The sequence below is a fragment of the Desulfarculus baarsii DSM 2075 genome, assembly GCF_000143965.1.
In the GTDB taxonomy this organism is placed as follows: Bacteria; Desulfobacterota; Desulfarculia; order Desulfarculales; family Desulfarculaceae; genus Desulfarculus; species Desulfarculus baarsii.
This window is the reverse complement of sequence record NC_014365.1, coordinates 2,303,317-2,320,308: the sequence shown is the minus strand read 5'-3', so window position 1 is coordinate 2,320,308 and position 16,992 is coordinate 2,303,317. Positions and strand designations below refer to the sequence as shown.

The 16,992-nt window shown below is 68.7% G+C and carries 17 protein-coding genes; all 17 read left to right on the top strand.

Annotated elements, in window-relative coordinates; genetic code table 11:
• The first annotated feature begins 3 nt into the window (after positions 1-3).
• Genes DEBA_RS10460 through DEBA_RS10385 form a run of 17 tightly spaced genes read left to right on the top strand, consistent with a single transcriptional unit; the run spans position 4 to position 16,984 of the window.
• Entirely contained in the window at positions 4-948 is a 945-nt protein-coding gene (locus DEBA_RS10460; RefSeq protein WP_013258903.1) for a glycosyltransferase, read from the top strand.
• Positions 948-1,904 (top strand): polysaccharide deacetylase family protein, encoded by a 957-nt coding sequence (locus tag DEBA_RS10455; protein ID WP_013258902.1) that lies wholly within the window; start codon positions 948-950, stop codon positions 1,902-1,904. The genes DEBA_RS10460 and DEBA_RS10455 overlap by 1 nt, the downstream gene beginning before the upstream one ends.
• A complete protein-coding gene (locus DEBA_RS10450; RefSeq protein ID WP_013258901.1) occupies positions 1,904-3,196 on the top strand; it encodes a 3-deoxy-D-manno-octulosonic acid transferase in 1,293 nt (430 codons plus the stop codon). The genes DEBA_RS10455 and DEBA_RS10450 overlap by 1 nt, the downstream gene beginning before the upstream one ends.
• Positions 3,186-4,307, top strand: a complete 1,122-nt coding sequence (gene lpxK / locus DEBA_RS10445; protein ID WP_013258900.1) for a tetraacyldisaccharide 4'-kinase — start codon at positions 3,186-3,188, stop codon at positions 4,305-4,307. The genes DEBA_RS10450 and lpxK overlap by 11 nt, the downstream gene beginning before the upstream one ends.
• A complete protein-coding gene (locus DEBA_RS10440) occupies positions 4,304-5,203 on the top strand; it encodes a lysophospholipid acyltransferase family protein (protein WP_043814279.1) in 900 nt (299 codons plus the stop codon). Before lpxK ends, DEBA_RS10440 begins: the two co-directional genes overlap by 4 nt.
• Positions 5,203-6,291, top strand: coding sequence for a lipopolysaccharide heptosyltransferase II (gene waaF / locus DEBA_RS10435; RefSeq protein WP_013258898.1), 1,089 nt, complete (start codon positions 5,203-5,205; stop codon positions 6,289-6,291). Before DEBA_RS10440 ends, waaF begins: the two co-directional genes overlap by 1 nt.
• Positions 6,284-6,871 carry a D-glycero-alpha-D-manno-heptose-1,7-bisphosphate 7-phosphatase gene (locus DEBA_RS10430; protein WP_013258897.1) on the top strand — a complete coding sequence of 196 codons (588 nt, stop codon included), beginning with the start codon at positions 6,284-6,286 and terminating at the stop codon, positions 6,869-6,871. Before waaF ends, DEBA_RS10430 begins: the two co-directional genes overlap by 8 nt.
• On the top strand, positions 6,868-7,932 hold the full coding sequence (waaC, locus tag DEBA_RS10425; RefSeq protein WP_013258896.1) for a lipopolysaccharide heptosyltransferase I: 1,065 nt from the start codon (positions 6,868-6,870) through the stop codon (positions 7,930-7,932). Before DEBA_RS10430 ends, waaC begins: the two co-directional genes overlap by 4 nt.
• Positions 7,922-8,098 (top strand): Trm112 family protein, encoded by a 177-nt coding sequence (locus tag DEBA_RS18150; protein ID WP_013258895.1) that lies wholly within the window; start codon positions 7,922-7,924, stop codon positions 8,096-8,098. The genes waaC and DEBA_RS18150 overlap by 11 nt, the downstream gene beginning before the upstream one ends.
• A gap of 2 nt (positions 8,099-8,100) precedes the next feature.
• Complete coding sequence (gene rfaQ, locus DEBA_RS10420) at positions 8,101-9,183, top strand: putative lipopolysaccharide heptosyltransferase III (protein ID WP_013258894.1); 1,083 nt, start codon at positions 8,101-8,103, stop codon at positions 9,181-9,183.
• Positions 9,168-10,274 (top strand): glycosyltransferase family 4 protein, encoded by a 1,107-nt coding sequence (locus tag DEBA_RS10415; RefSeq protein WP_013258893.1) that lies wholly within the window; start codon positions 9,168-9,170, stop codon positions 10,272-10,274. Before rfaQ ends, DEBA_RS10415 begins: the two co-directional genes overlap by 16 nt.
• Positions 10,271-11,263 carry a glycosyltransferase family 9 protein gene (locus tag DEBA_RS10410; protein ID WP_013258892.1) on the top strand — a complete coding sequence of 331 codons (993 nt, stop codon included), beginning with the start codon at positions 10,271-10,273 and terminating at the stop codon, positions 11,261-11,263. The genes DEBA_RS10415 and DEBA_RS10410 overlap by 4 nt, the downstream gene beginning before the upstream one ends.
• Before the next feature lie 4 nt (positions 11,264-11,267).
• The gene (locus DEBA_RS10405) at positions 11,268-12,443 is read left to right on the top strand and encodes a glycosyltransferase (protein ID WP_013258891.1); all 1,176 of its coding nucleotides are present in this window, start codon (positions 11,268-11,270) and stop codon (positions 12,441-12,443) included.
• Positions 12,440-13,576, top strand: coding sequence for a glycosyltransferase family 4 protein (locus DEBA_RS10400; RefSeq protein WP_013258890.1), 1,137 nt, complete (start codon positions 12,440-12,442; stop codon positions 13,574-13,576). The genes DEBA_RS10405 and DEBA_RS10400 overlap by 4 nt, the downstream gene beginning before the upstream one ends.
• Before the next feature lie 3 nt (positions 13,577-13,579).
• Positions 13,580-14,677: a glycosyltransferase family 9 protein gene (locus DEBA_RS10395; protein WP_013258889.1), complete on the top strand. Its 1,098-nt coding sequence runs from the start codon at positions 13,580-13,582 to the stop codon at positions 14,675-14,677.
• Positions 14,674-15,708 carry a D-glycero-beta-D-manno-heptose-7-phosphate kinase gene (gene rfaE1, locus DEBA_RS10390; protein ID WP_013258888.1) on the top strand — a complete coding sequence of 345 codons (1,035 nt, stop codon included), beginning with the start codon at positions 14,674-14,676 and terminating at the stop codon, positions 15,706-15,708. The genes DEBA_RS10395 and rfaE1 overlap by 4 nt, the downstream gene beginning before the upstream one ends.
• A gap of 13 nt (positions 15,709-15,721) precedes the next feature.
• Positions 15,722-16,984: an O-antigen ligase family protein gene (locus DEBA_RS10385; protein ID WP_187288540.1), complete on the top strand. Its 1,263-nt coding sequence runs from the start codon at positions 15,722-15,724 to the stop codon at positions 16,982-16,984.
• Positions 16,985-16,992: the final 8 nt, after the last annotated feature.

Sequence of the window (16,992 nt, the reverse complement as noted above, 5' to 3'; positions counted from 1 at the left end):
CTGATGGATAACGCTTCCGAGGCCGCCGGCCCCAACCTGTCGGTCGTCATCCCCGTATTCAACGAAGAGGAAAACCTCGCCGCCCTGCAAGAACGCCTGAGGCGGGTTTTGGACGGCGCGGGCTACGACTGGGAAATCATCTACGTCGACGACGGCTCGCGGGACCGCTCGTGGGAGATCCTCTGCTCGTTTAATCAGCAAGATCACCGCGTGCGCCTGGTGCGCTTCAACCGCAACTACGGCCAGCACATGGCCGTGTTCGCCGGCATGGAGCGCAGCAAGGGTCAGGTCGTCGTCACCCTCGACGCCGATCTGCAAAACCCGCCCGAGGACATTCCCAAGCTGGTCGACAAGATCGACGAGGGCTACGACGTGGTCGGCGGTTGGCGCGAGCATCGCCAGGACTCCTGGCTGCGCACCTTGCCCTCGGCCATCGTCAACCGCCTAACCAGCCGCGTCACCGGCGTCGACCTCAAGGACTACGGCTGCATGCTGCGGGCCTACCGCCGCCAGGTGGTCGAGGCCATGAACGCCTGCGAGGAGGCCAGCAGCTTCATCCCGGCCCTGGCCAACTCCTTTGCCAACTCGGTGGCCGAGATACCCGTGGGCCACGCCCAACGTGGCGGCGGTCAATCCAAATACGGCCTCTATCGCCTGCTCAAGCTGCATTTCGACTTGATGACCGGCTTTTCGGTTTTGCCCATCCAGTTCGTCAGCTTCATGGGTCTGATCATCGCCCTGGTGGGCGTGGGCTTTGGCGCGTTTTTGTTCGTGCGCCGGCTGGTGGTTGGCCCCGAGTTGGAGGGCGTGTTCACGCTGTTCGCCATCTTGTTCACCTTCGTGGGTCTGCAAATTTTCTGCGTGGGGCTGATCGGCGAATACGTCGGCCGCATCTACCGCGAGGTGCGCAAACGGCCGCGATATCTGGTGCGGGAGATGAGGGGCTAGTGGCCGAGCTGATGACGATGGCGGCCCGGCGGCCCCAAGGCCCGCTGGTGGCGTTGAAGGTCGATGTCGACACCAAGATCGGCATGGTCGAGGGCGTGCCCCGGCTGATGGCCATTTTGCGGCGTTTTGGGCTGAAGGCTTCGTTTTACCTCTCGGTGGGGCCAGATCATTCGGGCCGGGCGCTCAAGCGCTTGTTTCGCCCCGGTTTTTTGCGCAAGCAGCTAAATAGCGGCGCGGCCGTGGCCTATGGCCCGGTCACCATGCTCTATGGCCTGGTCTTGCCCGGGCCGATCATCGCCCGCCAGGCGCCCGAGCTGTTTGGCCTGCTGCTGGCCCAGGGCCACGAGGTGGGCCTGCACGCCTGGGATCACGTCCATTGGCACGACCGGGTGCGCGGGCTTTCTTTTGAGGCCACCAAACGCCAGTTTGACCTGGGCCGCGAGCTGTTCACGCAAACGGCCGGCTTCGCGCCGATGTCGTTCGCCGCGCCGGGCTGGCAAGTGACGACCCAGGCCCTGCAAATCATGGCTCAAGCCGGCGTGACCCACACCTCCTGCGCGCGGGGCGGCCGGCCTTTTCGGCCGCTGGGCCCGGACGGGCCATTGCCGCTGGTGGAGCTGCCCAGCACCATGCCGACCATGGACGAGGTGCTGGGCCTGGGCCTGGCCGGGCCCGACGATATCGGCCGCTGGCTGGCCGAACAAGTCCGCGACGACGAACTCAATGTCTTCACCCTGCACGCCGAGGTGGAGGGCCGGGCCCTGGCCGGGGCGTTTGAAGAAATGCTGGAGGCGCTGACGGCCCGTGGCGCGCGCTTTGTGCGGCTGGTGGAGGCGGCGCGGCTGGCGGCATTGGAGCCGCTGCCGGTGGAGGGGCTGGTCTGGGGTCCGTTGGCTGGTCGGGCCTACGATGTGGTCATGCCGGCCAGCCAGAACCCCGGCGGCGAGCCGGCCTGATGCTGGCGCTGGTCTACAACGCGCTCTTGACGCTGGGCCTGGCGCTGTGCGCGCCGTGGCTGGCGCTGCGCTTGCTGCGCGCCGACAGCCGCCGGGTGGCCCTGGCCCGCCTGGGCCTGGGCCGGCGCTGGCTGCCCGCGCCGCCGCCGCCGGGCGGCCTCTGGCTGCACGCCCTCAGCGTGGGCGAGGTGCGATCGGCCGTGCCGCTGCTGCGGGGCCTGGCCGCGCGCTTTCCCCGGCGGCCGCTGATTTTTTCGGTGGGCACGGCCCAGGGCCTGGCCATGGCGCGTCAGCAACTGGCCGGCATGGAGGTCACCACTCTGGTGCGGCCGCTGGACGCGCCATGGGCCGTGGGCAGGTTGCTGGACGTGTTGCGTCCGGCCCTGTTCTGCCTGGTGGAGGGCGATATTTGGCCGGCCTGGCAGTGGGCCCTGGCCCGGCGGGGCGCGCCCCGGCTTTTGGTCAACGGCCGGGTCAGCCCGCGCACGTTCAAGAGCTATCGCCGCGCGCCGGCTCTGGCCCGGGGCCTGTTTGCCGGCTTTGACCGCGTGCTGGCCCAGACCGAGACCGACCGCCAGCGCCTGGCGGCCATCGGCGTGGGCGACGATCGCCTGGCCGTGGGCGGCAATCTGAAGTTCGACAGCGCGCCCGCGCCCCTGGACCGGGCGGCCATCGCGCGAATCGCCCACGACCTGGGCCTGGTCGGGCGGCCGGTGGTGGTGGCCGGCTCGACCCATCAGGGCGAGGAAGAGCCCTGCCTGGAGGCCCTGGCCGCCTTGAAGGACCAGTGGCCCGACTTGGCGCTTTTGCTGGCCCCCCGCGAGGTGCGGCGGGGCGGGGCCGTGGCCCGATTGGCCGCCGAGCGCGGCTTTCGGGTGGCCAGGGTCTCCCAGGGCCGACCGCCGGAGGGTTGCGACGTGGTGGTTTTGGACGTGCTGGGCCGGTTGGCCCAGGCCTACGCCATCGGCCGGGCGGCGTTCGTGGGCGGCTCGCTGTGCGCGGTGGGCGGCCACAATTTGCTGGAGCCGGCGGCCCAGGGCGTGCCGGTGGTCTTTGGGCCGGTGGTGCACAATTTTCTGGAGATGGCCCAGATGCTCGAAGACATCGGCGGCGGCGCGCGCATCCAAAGCGGTGACGAACTGCTGGCGGTCTGGCGCGAGCTTTTGGCCGAGCCGCTCAAGGCCGCGGCCATGGGCCGGGCCGGGCGGGAGTTTTGCCAGGCCCATCGCGGGGCGGTGGCGCGGGCGGTGGAGGAGGCCGCCAGCCTACTGGAGCGAGCCCATGGCTGTTAACGGTCAGGATTTGCTGCGGATGGTGGCCTCTGGCCAGGCCGGGCCCTGGTGGCTGAGCGGGCTGCGCGCGGCCTGCCGGGCCGGGGCGGCGCTGTATGGCGCGGGGGCTTGGCTTGATCGCCTGGCCCACGAGCGTGGCGGCAAAAAACGCCTGCGTCTGCCCGGGCCGCTGATCGGCGTGGGCAACCTGGCCGTGGGCGGCGCGGGCAAGACACCGTTGACGCTGGAGATTGTCCGCCGTTTGACCCGCCTGGGCGCGCCGGCGGCGGTGATGAGCCGGGGCTATGGCCGGCGCTCGACCGCTGGCGTAAGCTGGGTTTGGCGCGAGGGCCGGCTGCTGGCCGATGCGCATGAGGCCGGCGATGAGCCTGTATTGCTGGCCAGACGCCTGGGCGTGCCGGTGGCGGTGGGGGCCGACCGCCACGCCGTGGGTCTGGCGCTGTTGGCCCACTGCCCCGACTGCGTGCTGGTGGCCGACGACCTGTTCCAGCACCACCGCTTGCATCGCGACCTGGACATAGTGGCTCTGGACGCCTCCGACCCGCTGGGCGGCGGTTTCGTGTTGCCCAGGGGGCTGCTGCGCGAACCGCCCACGGCCCTGGCCCGCGCCGACGCCTTGGTGCTGACCAAGGTCGCCGGCCCGGAGCAGATCGAGCGGGCGACCCGCCTGGTGGAGCCCTATCTGCGGCCCGGCGCGCCGCTGTTGGCCTGCGCCTATCGGGTGGATTCCTTTTGCGGGCCCCACGGCCAGACCGTGGCCGCCACCCAGTTGCGCGGCCGCAAGGCGGCGGCCTTTTGCGGGCTGGCCCGGCCCGAGTCCTTCGCGCGCACCCTGGAGGGGCTGGGCTTGGAGATCGCAGCCTTCACCACCTTTGCCGATCACCATTTTTTCACGGCCGACGAGCTGCGCGCCGTCTGGCGGGCGGCCGAGAAGGCCGGGGCCCAGATGATTGTCTGCACCGAAAAAGATCGCGCACGCCTGATCGATCAACCGCCCATGACCGGGCCGCCGCTCTACAGCACGGTGCTGGATGTGGATTTTGGCGACGACTCGCCCAGGTTGGACGTGCTGTTGCGCGGAGGCCTGGAGCAGTGGGCGGTGGCGCGATGAAGGCGGCTTATAAGATTTTGTTCGGCGTGGCCTGGTTGCTCTCCTGGCTGCCGCTGTGGTTGATGCGTTGGTTTGGCCGCCTGACGGGTCGGCTGGTCTTTACCCTGGACCGCCGTCATCGCCAGATCATGCTGGACAACCTGGCGCTGTCGTTTCCGGGCAAAAGCCCGGCCGAACTGCGCAAGCTGGCCCTAAGCTGCCTGCGGCATATCTGCTCGGCCTTTTTCGAGATGCCGCGCCTGGTGCGCTACAGCCCCGCCCAGGCGGCGGCCATGGTCCGCGTGCACGGCAAGGAGCGCCTGGACCGGGCCCAGGCCAGGGGCAGGGGCGTGATTCTGCTGACCGGCCATATCGGCAACTGGGAATGGATGAACGCCGCCTCGATTGCGATCATCAATTCACCGGCGCTGGTGGTGGCCCGGCCCATCGACTGGCCGCCGGCCGACCGTTTGGTCAATTATTGGCGCTGCAAGGACGGCAGCCGCATCGTGGCCAAGGACAGCTCGGCGCGAAGCCTCCTGCGCGAGCTGCGCGCCGGCGGCTACATCGCCTTGCTGCTCGATCAAAACGTCGATTGGTACGACGGCGAATGGGTCGATTTTTTTGGTCGGCCGGCCTGCTCCAACAAGGGCGCGGCCCTTTTGGCCATGAAGACCAAGGCCGCGGTGGTTCCCGTGTGGTGCGCGCGGGGCCCTGACGGCAAGTTCGACATCTTCGTGGGCGAGGAACTACCCCTGGTCGACACCGGTCACAAGACCCAGGACGTGTGGGACAACACGCAAAACTATCAGCGGGCCCTGGAAGATATCATCCGTCAACGGCCCGAGCAGTGGTTTTGGCTGCATCAGCGCTGGAAAACCAAGCCTTATCACCCCTGGCCCCGCGAGAAGCGCTGATGGCCAAGCGTGGGCTAACGCCACCAGAGCGCGTGCTGGTGCGGGCCGTCAACTGGGTGGGCGACGCGGTGATGACCCTGCCGGCCATGGATCAACTGGCCCGAGCCTGCCCCGGCGCGGCCATCGACGTGCTGGCCAAACCCTGGGTGGCGGCGGTGTATCGTGGCCATCCGGCGGTGCGCCAGGTGTTGACGTTGGAGTCCGAGGGCCGGCACAAGGGACTGATGGGCCGGCTGCGTCTGGCCCGCTGGCTGGCCGGCCGTGGTTACGACTGGGCGGTGCTGTGGCAAAACGCCTTTGACGCGGCGCTGATCGCCTGGCTGGCCGGCATCCCCCGGCGCATCGGCTACGCCCGCGACGGCCGGCGGCCGCTGCTGACCACGGCCGTGCCTTGCCCGCCGGCGGCGCGGGCCATCCACGAGACTTCTTATTATCTGCGCATGCTGGCTGGCGCGGGGCTGATGGACCACCTCCCGCCCGATGAGGGCGTGCGCCCCGAGCTGCGCCCGCGGCCCGAGGATTTGGCCTGGGCCGATGGCTTCATCGCCGGCCGGGGCCTGGGCGGCCGGCCGCTGATCGGCGTGGCCCCTGGCGCGGCCTTTGGTCCGGCCAAGTGCTGGCCCGCCGCCAACTTTGCCGCCGCCGCAGCCGCGCTGGCGGGCGAACTGGGCGCGGGAGTGCTGCTTTTTGGCAGTCAAGGCGAGGCCGGGGCCACCGGCCGGGTCGCGGCCTTGCTGGGCCAAAGGCCCCACGCCGATCTGGCCGGGGCCACCGACCTGGGCCAGGCCCTGGCCCTGCTGGCCAGACTGAGGCTCCTGCTGACCAATGACAGCGGCCTGATGCACGCCGCCGCCGCGTTGGGCGTGGCCACGGTGGCTGTTTTCGGCTCGACCAACCCGGCGACCACCGCGCCGCTGGGCCCCCGCGTGGCCCTGGCGCGCAAGGACGTCTGCCCCCAGGCGCCCTGCAAAAAACCGGTCTGCCCGCTGGGCGACCCACGCTGCCTGAGCGCCGTCGAGCCGGCCGAGGTCGTCGCCACGGCCCGGCGGCTCTTGGCCAAGCCAGCGGCGGAGCAAGATCATGCATGACCACGCCAAGCGCCGGGCGGTGTTTATCGACCGCGACGGCACGATCAACGAGGAAGTCAACTACCTTGGCCGGCCCGAGGACGCGCGTCTTTTGCCCGGCGTGGCCCAGGCCATGGCCAGCCTGAGCCGGGCCGGCCTGGCCGTGGTGGTGGTCAGCAACCAATCCGGCCTGGCCAGGGGCTATTTTGGCGAGGACGATCTGCGGGCGGTGCGTTTCGAGCTGGCCGCGCAGTTGGCCCGCCAAGGCGCGCGGGTCGATGGCTGGTATCATTGCCCCCATCATCCCGAGGGCGTGGTCGCGCATTTGGCCGTGGAGTGCGATTGCCGCAAACCAGCCCCGGGGTTGATTCTGCGGGCGGCCAAGGAGCTTGGCCTGGAGCTTGACGGCTCGTTCATGGTCGGCGATCGGTTGCGCGACGTTGCCTGCGGCAAGGCCGTGGGCCTTGGCTGCGTGCTGGTGCGCTCGGGCCAGGACGACGGCCCGCCGACGGGGCCCCACGAGACGCCCGATTTCGTGGCCGACGACCTGGCCCAGGCCGCCCGCTGGATTCTCGAACGCCTGGCGGAGGATCAGGCGTGAGGATTCTGCTGGTCAAGCTCTCGGCCCTGGGCGACGTGGTGCAATCGTTGCCGGTGGCCATGGCCATCAAGGCCCAGGATCCATCCGCGCGCGTCGACTGGCTGGTGGAGCCGCCGGCCGCGCCGCTGCTGCAAGGTCATCCGGCCCTGGAGCGGGTGATCGTCAGCCCGCGCAAAGGCCCGGCCGGCTCGCTTTGGCAAAAGGCCGGCCGCATGGTCGGCTTTCGACGAGCCCTGGCCAGCGTGCGCTACGACGCGGTGGTCGACTTGCAAGGGCTTATAAAAAGTGCTATTTTGGTCTCCCTCTGCCGTAGCGAACGCAAAATAGGCTTTGCCGGCGGCAAGGAGCCGGCGGCGGCCCTGGCCCTGAACGAGCGCCTGCCGGCCTACGACCCAGACCGTCACGCCCTGCTGCGCTATCTGGATCTGCTGGAGCCCCTGGGCTATCAACGGCCGGCCCAGGTCCAGTATGGTCTGTGGCCCAGCGCCGAGGAAGAAAGGGCGGTCGACGAGCTGCTGGCCGGTTGGGATCAGGCCCGGCCGCTGATATTATTGCACCCGGTGGCCCTGTGGCCCAGCAAGCTCTGGCCGCTGGAGCACTGGGTCGAACTGACGCGGCTTCTGGTCGAGGCCGGGGTCAACGTGGGCGTCAGCGGCGCGGCCGGCGACACGGCCTGGGGCCGGGCCATGGTGGCCGGCTGGACCGGCGCGGCAAGCGCCCCGCGCGACTTCACGGGCCGCACGGACTTGCGCGTGTTGGCGGCCCTGCAACGGCGAGCCAGGGCGGTGGTCAGCACCGACACCGGGGCCATGCATTTGGCCGCGGCCATGGGCGCGCCGACGCTGGCGCTTTTTGGCCCCACCGCGCCGTGGCGCACCGGGCCCTTTGGCGCGGGCCACCAGATCATCCGGCTGGGGCTGGAGTGCGGCCCCTGTTTTCGGCGCGGCTGCGACAACCCGCGCTGCATGAACGAAATTACCGCCACGGCGGTGGCCGAGCGCGTCGCGGAGATGCTGGCCGGGCCGGCGGCGCGGGCAAAGGAGCTTGTCCATGGCCATTAACCAGGAGCTGCTGGAGCTTTTGGTCTGCCCCAAGTGCAAGGGTCGCCTGGACGCGGACCCGCAATGGCGTTGGCTGGATTGCCCTGCCTGCGCCCTGCGCTACGAGGTGCGCGACAACATTCCCATCATGCTGGTGGAAGAGGCCAAACCCCTGGCCAAAGGCTGATCATGGAGCGTCGGCTCGCGCGCGCGCCCAGGCGGGCGCTGGTCATCAAGCTGGGCCACATCGGCGACGTGCTGGTGACCACGCCGGTGATCGCCGCCCTGCACCGGGCCTTTCCCGGCGTCGAGGTGACGGCCGTCGTCAACCAGGGCACCGAGGACATGCTGCGCCACAATCCCCAGGTCAGCCGCCTGCGCGTGGTGCGCCGCGACTTGAAGGGCCTGGCCGGCCTGGCCGAGCAGGCCGGGCTTTTGGCCGGGCTGTGGCGCGAGCATTTCGATCTGTCGCTGGAGCTTTCCGGCGGCGATCGCGGGGCCTGGCTGAGCCTGGCCGGCCGGGCCAAGCTGCGGGTGGGTTTCGAACCCAAAAAGCCTCACATGCGGGCCCGGGCCTTCCACCTGCTGGTGGATCAACGCGGCACGCAAGACCACGTGGTGCGGACTTTTCTGCGCCAAATCCGGGCCATCGGCGTCGAACCATCCGACGATAGGCTGCGTTTCGAACCGGGCCCGGCCGCCCGACACGAGGTCGCGCGCCTTTTGGCCGACCACGGCCTGCGGCCGGGGCGCTACGTGGCGCTGCACCCCACCAGTCGTTGGATGTTCAAGTCCTGGACGCCCGAAGGCAATGCGGCGGTGGCCGAGCATCTGCTGGGCCTGGGCCTGGATGTGGCGCTCAGCGCCGCGCCGGCCCCGGCCGAAATGGCCTTCGTGGCCCGGCTCAAGGATATCCTGGGCCCCAGGCCGGGCCTGGTGGATCTGTCGGGCCGGCTGGATTTGCTGGGCCTGGGCGCGCTGATCGATGGCGCGCGGTTGTTTTTTGGCGTGGACAGCGCGCCCATGCACATGGCTGCGGCCCTGGGTCGGCCGACGGCGGTGTTGTTTGGCCCGTCCGGCGAAAAGATGTGGGGGCCCTGGCGGGTGGAAAGCGAAGTTATCACGGGCGATTGTCCCCAGCGCCCCTGTGGCCGCGACGGCTGCGACGGCTCGAAGATCAGCCGTTGTCTGGTGGAGATCGCGCCGGCGCGGGTCTGCCAGGCGCTGGACGGCCTGCTGGCCAGAACGGAAAGCTCATGCGCGTCGGCCTGATCCGCCAGAAATACGACAGCGCCGGTGGGGCCGAAAAGACCTTGCTGCTGCTGGCCGAGGGCCTGCTGGCCAGGGGCCACGAGGTCCACGTGGTGGCGGTCGACTGGCAGGGGCCACGGCCCGATGGCCTGAAGCTGCATCTGGTGGAGTTGGAGCATCACTCGGGCCGGGCGGCCATGCTGGAGTGGGCCTTGACGGCCCGCGCGCGGATGATCCAGACCGGGGTGGAAACGTTCTTGAGCCTGGAGCGCGTGCCGGGCAGCCCCGTGGTCCGCGCCGGCGACGGCTGTCACGCCGCCTGGCTGGCCCGACGCGGCCGTTTTTGTTCGGCCCTCAAGCGCGCCTCTTTTCGCTTCAACCCCAAGCACCGCGCCTTTCTGGAGCTGGAGCGGCGCACCTTCGCCTCGGCGGCGCTGGAACTGGTCATCGCCAACAGCCGGATGGTCGCCGACGAGCTGGGGCAATATTGTGGTGTGGCCAAATCCAAAATAACCGTTATATACAACGGGGTGGATGAGGCCCGTTTGGCCGCGGCGCGGCTGGCCGCCACCCGCGACCGCGCGCGGGATGAACTGGCCCTGACGCGACCGACGCTGTTGTTTCTGGGCTCGGGCTTTCAGCGCAAGGGCCTGGCCTTTGCCATCGAGGCCCTGGCCCTGCTGCCCGAGGCCGAACTGCTGGTGGTGGGCAAGGATCGCGTGGGCGCGTTCAAGCGCCAGGCCGGCCGCCTGGGCCTGGAGCGCAGGGTGCGTTTCATGGGCCAGCGCAAGGATGTCGACATGCTGCTGGCCGGGGCCGACGCCATGGTTTTGCCCACGATTTACGACCCTTGCGCCAACGCTTGCCTGGAGGCCCTCTGGGCTGGCCTGCCGGTGGTGACCACCACGGCCAACGGCGCGGCCGAGTTGATCGACCCGGGCCTTGGCGGCGGGATCGTCCAACGGCCCGACGACGCCCGCGCCCTGGCCGAAGCCTGCCGCCGGGCTTTGGGCCTGGAGCGCGGCTTCGCGGCCAGGGTGCCCAGCCAGGACCAATGGCTCAGCCAGACCATCGCCGCCTTGGAAGGCCGCGCGGAAAGGATTCTGCCGTGAACAGACCAGCGGCCTTGGCCGTGTGCACCACGGCCATCGGCGACACGCTTCTTAGCATTCCGGCCCTGGATTCACTGGGCAAGGTCTACGACCTGGACGTGCTGGTGCATCAGCATCGTCTGCCGCTATTGCTGAATCAGCCCAACATCAGGCAGTTGTTTTCCTATCGCAACAATCCGTTTTTTCGGCTTTCGCTGGCCTGGCGCATGCGCGATCAGCACTACGAAAGCATCGTGGTCATGCACGCCAACGACGACATCTGGCGGTTGTTGCCCAAGCTGAGCTACGATGCGGCCTACAATATCCAGGGCTGGCGCAGCGAGGCGCTACGCACCACGGCCATCGACCTGCCGCCGACCATGCACGTGGTGGACAAGCGTCTGCTCATGGCCAAGGAGGCCGGCGGCGCGCCCACCAACCAGACCGCGCCGCGCATCTACCTAAGCGAGGCCGAGGTGGCCGAGGCCGAAAAATGGCTGGTCGACAACGGCCTGGGTTCCAGCCAAAAACGGGTGGCCATCGTGCCGGGGGCGGCCAACTTGTTCAAGCGCTGGCCGGCCCGGCGTTTCGGCTTGGTGGCCCGCGAGCTGTTGTTGCGCGGGGTGGGCATCTATTGCGTGGGCACGGGCTCGGAAAAAGAGCTTTTTCAAGAGATCGACGCCGTGGCCCGCACCCATTTGCCCTGCCTGCTGGACGTGCCGTTACGCCGGCTGGCGGCCGGCATCTCGCGGGCCGACATCCTTCTGACCAACGACACCGGTCCCCTGCACCTGGGTCAGGCCGTGGGCACGCCGGTGCTGGGGTTGTTCGGCCCCACCGATCCCGCGACCATCGGGCCACGGGGGGCCATGCACCGGGTGCTCAAGGTCGAGCGCACTTGCGACCCCTGCACCACCAAACGCTGCAAAGACCCAAAATGCATGCGCGAACTGAAGGTGGAGCAGGTCATGGAACTGATGAACGAGATGCTGGCCAAATCCGAGGTCTGAATCGTTGCGTCTGGCCTACCTTTATCCCGAGCACCTTGGTCGCGTTCAGGCCAGGGTCTTGCAGATGGCGGCCACGCTGCGGGCCATGGCCGGGCTGGGCGCGCGGGTTCATCTGCTGGTGGGCGCGTTTCGGGGGCTGGACCGGCGGGTGGCCGATCTGGGCTTGGGGCCGGGGTCGGGGGTGACCATCGAGCCGGTGGCCATGCTGCAAAAGGGCCCCGGTTCGAGCGCGCCGTTTTCGTGGCACGGGGTTTATCACCAGGCGGCCCTGGCCCGGTTGCGGCGTTTGACCAAAGCCGGCGGGTTGGACGGGCTGATGGTCCGGCACCTGAAGCTGGCCGATTTTCTGTTGGCTCGGCGCGCCGCCCATGGCCTGCCATTGCTCTACGAGGCCCACGAGATCTTCGCCCAGACCGCCGCCGAGGAGGGGCTGGGCGGGGCCAAGTTGGCCCGGTTGGCGGCCTTGGAGCGCCGTGTGTTGGCCGAGGCCGATCGAGTGGTGGCCATCAGCCGGCCGCTGGCCCAGGCCCTGGAGGCCGAGGGCCTGGCGCGTGGGCCGCTGGCCGTGGCCCCGTCGGGGGTGGATGAAAGCTTTTTCGCCGTGGGCCAAGATGGCCGCGACGGGGCGCTAGTGGCCTACGCCGGCGGGCTTGGGCGGTGGAAGGGCGTGGATTTGCTGCTGAAAGCGGCCATGCTGACCCCGTCGATCCGCCTGGAGATCCTGGGCGGCGACGAAGGCGGCGCGGATTGGCGCGGGCTGGCGGCCTTGGCCAATGACCCGGCCCTGGCCGGCCGGGTGACGATGCGGCCCCGCGCCGGCCAAGAGGCCGTGCGCGAGCTTTTGAGCCGGGCCGGCGTGGCCGTCTGGCCCGGCGCGGCCGGTCAGCGCATCGCCGCCGAGTTCACCAGCCCGCTGAAGCTCTTCGAGTATCTGGCGGCCGGCTGCGCGGTGATCGCCCCGGACACGCCGGCGGCCCGGGCGGTGGTGACGCACGGCCGTCAGGCCTTGCTTTTCAAGCCCGACGATCCGGCGGCTCTGGCCGCGGCCCTGGAGCGCCTGGCCGCCGATCAGACCCTGGCTGGCGAATTGGGCCGGGCCGGTCGGGAACTGGCCCGATCCTACGCCTGGCCGGCCAGGGCGGCGGTGGTCCTGGCCGAGTTGGAGGATATCGCCCGGTGAAATGGGCTCTTTACAACCTGACCAGCACCACCCAGAGCGGCGGGGTGGAGACCGGCGTCTGGCGTCTGGCCCGAGCCTTTGCCGAAATGGGCCAGGATGTCGTGGTCATCGGCGGGGCCAGCCAGCGGCCGTTGCCGGCGGCGGCCCAAGGGCTGGAGGTCAAGACGTTCGCCTTTCGCGACCGTCAGCGCTTCCCCGACCTGGGCAGCCGGGCCCGCAAGCTGCTGGAGCGGCTGAGTCTGGCCCATAACGCCTTTGAAGAACTGCGCCACGGCGGCTACGATCGCCTGGTCGTCTTCAAGACCTACGACGTGGGCCCGGCCCTGTGGGCGGCGCGGGGCGGCGCGGCCAAGGTCGGCTACCTCAGCGGCGGCACGGAATATTATCCCGGCTATGCCTGGCTGGGCCGTCGACTGGACTATCTGGCCTCGGTCAGCCAACACAACGCCCAGCAGATGGCGCGGGCCACGGGCCTGCGGCCGGCGGTCAATTATTTGGGCGTGGATGGCGATTGCTTCCGGCCGACCGCGCCCGACGAGGCGTTGGCCCGCTTGGCCGGGCTGACCGCCGGCGACGAGGTCATCGTCACGGCCGTGCGTCTGGTGGCCCTCAAGGGCGTGCAGCGGGCCATGCAGGCCGTGGCCCTGCTGGCTGGCCGCCGGCCAAGACTTAAGCTGCTGGTGGCCGGCGAAGGGCCCTATCTGCCCGATTTGCAACGCCAGGTCGACGAGCTTGGCCTGGTGGGCCGGGTGTGTTTCGTGGGCTATCTGCCCCAGGAACGCCTGGCCGGTTTTTACGCCCTGGGCCGCTTGGCGGCGTTTCCCAGCCTGGGCGAGGAGGCTCTGGGGCTTTCGGCCGGCGAGGCTTTGGCCTGCGGGCTGCCGGTGGTGGCCAGCGATCTGGGCGGCCTGCCCGAGGTCGTTGGCGAGGGCGGGATTCTGGTCAAACCACGCGATGTGGAAGGCCTGGCCAGGGCCTTCGAGAGGTTGCTGGACGATGTGGACCTGGCCCGCGCCATGGCCCGGCGGGGCGGCGAGCGCATCGGCCGGCTGTTCACCTGGCGGGCCTGCGCCCAGCGCATGATCGATGGTTTCGCCACGGGCGTTGGTTCGGCCGCCCGGCGAGGAGAATGAGGCTTGTCGTTTCTTTCCAGATTGTGCAACGTGTTCGTGCTGCGGCGTTGGGGCGACGACCCCGGGCCATACGACCCGGCCCAGGTCGCCAAGATTCTGGTGGTGCGCAACGACAACATCGGCGACGTGATCTGCACCACGCCCATGCTCGACGCCCTGCGCCGGGCCTTTCCCCGGGCGCGCATCGCCGCGGTGGTCTGCACCCTGACCGAGGAGGCCATCAGCGGCCACCGCGCCCTGGATAAGCTGTGGACCTATCCCAAGGCCAAGCACGGCCAATACGGCAAGCTGCGTTCGCTGGGCCTGCTGTGGCGCATGTTGGGCCGCATCCGCCGCGAAAGGTACGACCTGGTGTTGGCGCCGCGTTCGTTGTTTTCTTCGTCGCAGGCCTGGCTGGCCTACGCCAGTGGCGGACGCTGGCGCTTTGGCCCCGAGGCCAAGGACAAGAAAAAGCGCTGGGGCTTTTTTTATAACCGGCCCGTGGCTTGGCCGCCCAAAGGCATTCACGAGGTGATGCGCTGTTTTGACCTGTTGGGCCACATCGGCGTGGACAACCCCGAAAAAAAGCTTTTTCTGGACGTGCCGGAGCAAGCCCAGGCCACGGTGGCGGAGTTTTTGCGTCAACACGGCCTTGATCGCCGGCCGGGGCCGTTGGTGATCAACGTCACGCGCTGGCAATACAGCGCCTTTCGCCGTTGGCCCGAGGAGCGCTATCGCCGGCTGGTGGAGATTTTGCTGGAGCGGCCCGAGGGCTTGGTGATCACCCACGCCCCGGCCGATGGCCCCTGGGTCGCCCAACTCATGGGCGGGCTTTTGGACCGCGCGCCGGTGTTTTGGTCGCCCCGGTTGAAGGAATTTGCTGCTATTATCAAGGCGGCTTCGGTCTTTGTCACCGTGGAGGGCGGGCCGATGCACATCGCCGCGGCCGTGGGCGCGCCCCAGGTGGTCATCTGGAGCAAGCGCACGCCCCTGGATGTCTGGTTCCCGTGGAACGCGCCGTTTCTGCCCCTGAAGGCCGAGGGCACGGTGGAGGAGATCCAGGTGGAGCAAGTGGTTGCCGGCGTGGAAGAATTGTTGCAAACCAGCCAGGTGGTTCGATGAAGTTTCAGTTTGACATCGATCGGATGAAATACGCCGTGGAGCGATTCGCCACGGCGCGCATATTGGTTTTGGGCGATGTGATGCTGGACCAGTTCATCTGGGGCCGGGTCACGCGCATTTCGCCGGAGGCCCCGGTGCCGGTGGTGGAGGTCGACCAAGAGACCCACATGCTGGGCGGGGCGGCCAACGTGGTGCACAACCTGGCGGCCCTGGGTTGCCGCACGCTTTTGTGCGGCCTGGTGGGCGACGACGCGGCCGGTCGCCAGGTCCTCGATTTGCTCGACGACCTGGACGTGCCATGCGAAGGCGTCATTGTCAGCGACCAGCGGCCCACCACCAAAAAAACCCGCGTGGTCGCCCACAGCCAGCAGGTGGTGCGCGTCGACCGCGAACATCGCCTGCCCGCCCGCGACGCCGAGGTCGAGGCGCTTCGAGCCTATCTGAAGGCCGAACTGCCCGATTGCGACGCGGTCATCGTCAGCGACTACGCCAAGGGCGTCATCAGCGGGCCGTTGCTGGAGCCGCTGATGAAGATGGCCAGCAAGGGCCAGAAGATCGTCACCGTCGATCCCAAAGTGAGCAACATGGCCCTCTACGCCGGGGCCACGGTGATCACCCCCAACCACCACGAGGCCCTGGCCGCCGCCCGCGTCTCCACCGACGAACCCAGCGCGGTGATCAAGGCCGGCCGCCGGTTGCTGATGGAGCTCGACGCCCGCCACGTGCTGGTCACCCAGAGCGAGCGGGGCATGACGCTGTTTTCCCACGGAGCCGAGGCCCACATCCCCACCATGGCCAAGAAGGTCTATGACGTCACCGGCGCCGGCGACACCGTCATCAGCACCCTGACCCTGGGCCTGGTGGCGGGGCTGACGCCCATCGACGCGGCGGCCATGGCCAACTTCGCCGCCGGCGTGGTGGTGGGCGAGGTGGGCACATCGGCGGTCACCGCCGGCCGCCTGGCCCGGGCCCTGGATGAAAACGCCCACGTGCTGGCCCAATGCGCCCAGTGCAACAACACCCGCGAATAGGCGCGCGATGGCCATGAACATCAGTTCGCCGATATTCAGCGACCGCGAGCGCCTGTCCGAGACGCTATTTCGCCTCTGCCGGGTGAGCCTGCTGACGCTGATCATCATTTTGCCCATGGAGGCCATCACCGCCGCCAGGGAGGTGGCCATGGCCGGCTTCGCCTTTTTGTTGGCCGCCTCCTACGCCGCCCGTGGCGATTGGACCTTTCGCAAGAGCGCGCTTTTTCTGCCGTTGGCCTTTTACGCCTTTTGCGCGGTGTTCAGCCTGGTCTCGGCGGTGGATTTCGGCTATTCGCTCAGCGAAGTGCGCTCGGAGATCATCAAGCCGCTGATCATCTTTTACGCGGCGCTGCATTTTGTTCACGACGAAGGGCTCCTGCGCCAGGCCTTGGCGGCCGTCGTGGCCGGCGCGGCCATCATGACTTTCATGGGCGTGGCGTTGTTTTTCGTCGACGGCGGCAGCTTGCTGCATCACGATCTGCGGGCCGGCTCCTTGCACAACGGCTATGGCACCTTCAGCACCTATCTGGTGACGATCTGGCCGTACCTGTTGATTTCGCCGCTGGTGTTCACCGAGCGGCGGCAGCGGAGGCTGATCGCGGCGGTGGCGGTGTGCGCGGTTCTGGCGGCTTATCTTTCTTATAGCCGGGCCTGCTGGCTGAGCATGCTGGTGGAGCTGGTTTTGATGGTGATAGTCTTCAGCCGGCAACGGCTGCGCATCGCGGCGGTGGGCCTGCTGGTGCTGGCGCTGCTGGCGGCGTCGCTGCTGCTGCTGCCCGGCTCGCGTCACGGCGAGGACTGGCGGGCCCTGGATCGCATCGTCAGCGACCCAGAAGAAGTCGGCGGAACGGCCGGCGATCTGGTCACGGTCTGGCGCCACACCATCGCACAGATAGCCCGACGCCCCCTGGAGGGCGTCGGCCTGGGCCGCAACAGCTTTTCCAAGGCCTTCCCCGAGTTCCGTGACAGCAACCAGCCGCTTTTGTGGCACGCCCACAATATGTTTTTGGATGCGGCCGTGCAGATGGGCCTGCAAGGCCTGCTGGCGCTGTTGTGGTTGCTGGGCCTGGCCTTTTGGTCGTGCTGGCCCAAAGCGCCGCCGGCCGCTGGCCGGGTGGGCGATTTGTTCAAGGCGGCCACGGCGGTGATGATCGCCGGCTTTGCCCTGCGCAACATGAGCGACGACTTTTTTGCCGACGATTCGGCCCTGATGGTGTACTTGTTGATCGGCTTGGCCATGGGCGCCATCGAGGCCGGCCGGCGAGCGAAACAATAGACCGCCAA